The organism is Pseudomonas sp. K5002 (assembly GCF_013386655.1).
Lineage (GTDB): Bacteria > Pseudomonadota > Gammaproteobacteria > Pseudomonadales > Pseudomonadaceae > Aquipseudomonas.
This window is the reverse complement of sequence record NZ_JACARK010001528.1, coordinates 1-1,032: the sequence shown is the minus strand read 5'-3', so window position 1 is coordinate 1,032 and position 1,032 is coordinate 1. Positions and strand designations below refer to the sequence as shown.

Below are 1,032 nucleotides of genomic sequence, written 5' to 3'. Positions count from 1 at the left end.
AAGGCGCTCGCGTAACTGGGCCCAGCTTTGCAGTTCCAGGCGCCGGTCCAGCGCCTGGCCCAGCAGTGCGCCCAACATGGCCCCCGGAATGCTGGCAATGGCAAAGCCCGCCCCGGCTCCGATCAGAGTCCCTGGCCACAACATCCTAGTGCCCCGCTGTCAGCAGGGTTTCGACTTGCGCCAGACGCTCCAGCGTCCCGACATCGATCCAGCGTCCGTTCATGTGTTCCCCCGTCACCAACCCTTTCGCCATGGCGTCACGCAACAGCGGCGCCAGCTTGAAGGCACCCGCACTGCAACCCGCGAACAGCTGGGGGTGGAGTACGGAAATGCCACTGAAGGTCAGGTTATCGGCACCGGCGGCGGCATCATGAAGCGCGCCGTCCTTCAGGTAGAAATCACCGCCGGACGGATGGTGCGGCGGGTTGTCGACCATCACCAGGTGGGCCAGCCCATCCAGTGGCTGGTGGAGGCTGGCGAAGTCGTAGTCGGTCCAGATGTCGCCATTGACCACCAGGAACGGTTCGTCCCCCAGCAGCGGCAAGGCCTTGAAGATCCCGCCGCCGGTCTCCAGCGGCTCGCCTTCGGCCGAGTACTGGATGCGTACGCCGTACTGCGAGCCATCGCCCAGATAGCCTTCGATCTGCTGGCCAAGCCACGCATGGTTGATGACGATCTCGGTAAAGCCCGCTTTCGCCAGCGCCTCGAGGTGGTACTCGATCAGGCGCTTGCCGCCGGCCTGGATCAGCGGCTTGGGCGTGTGCAAGGTCAGTGGGCGCATCCGCTCACCTTTGCCGGCGGCCAGGATCATGGCCTTCATACCACCGCCTCGACGCGCAGGCTCGCCAGCAATTCACCCAGTTCGCTCAACTCTGGCCGGTCCGCGAGCACCGCCTCTATATAAGCGAAGAAGCGCGGCACGTCCGCCAGGTAGCGCGGCTTGCCATCGCGGTGGCAGATGCGCGCAAAGATGCCGATCACCTTGAGGTGACGCTGCACGCCCATCAGGTCGCTGGCCCGCAGGAACTCCTC

General features: G+C 65.0%; 1 protein-coding gene and 2 pseudogenes. All 3 read right to left on the bottom strand.

The genetic code is table 11. The features are described 5' to 3' along the window. Positions 1-144: pseudogene (locus HX846_RS37715) on the bottom strand (molecular chaperone DjlA); the annotation flags it as partial. Between the two features lies 1 nt (position 145). Beyond that, a complete protein-coding gene (murU, locus tag HX846_RS37710; protein WP_177020667.1) occupies positions 146-820 on the bottom strand; it encodes an N-acetylmuramate alpha-1-phosphate uridylyltransferase MurU in 675 nt (224 codons plus the stop codon). Beyond that, a pseudogene (locus HX846_RS37705) lies at positions 817-1,032 on the bottom strand (aminoglycoside phosphotransferase); the annotation flags it as partial. The pseudogene HX846_RS37705 and the gene murU, both read right to left, overlap by 4 nt.

Bases quoted from the DNA above. Each gene is read 5' to 3' on its own strand.
- murU (WP_177020667.1), bottom strand. From the start codon at position 820: ATGAAGGCCATGATCCTGGCCGCCGGCAAAGGTGAGCGGATGCGCCCA.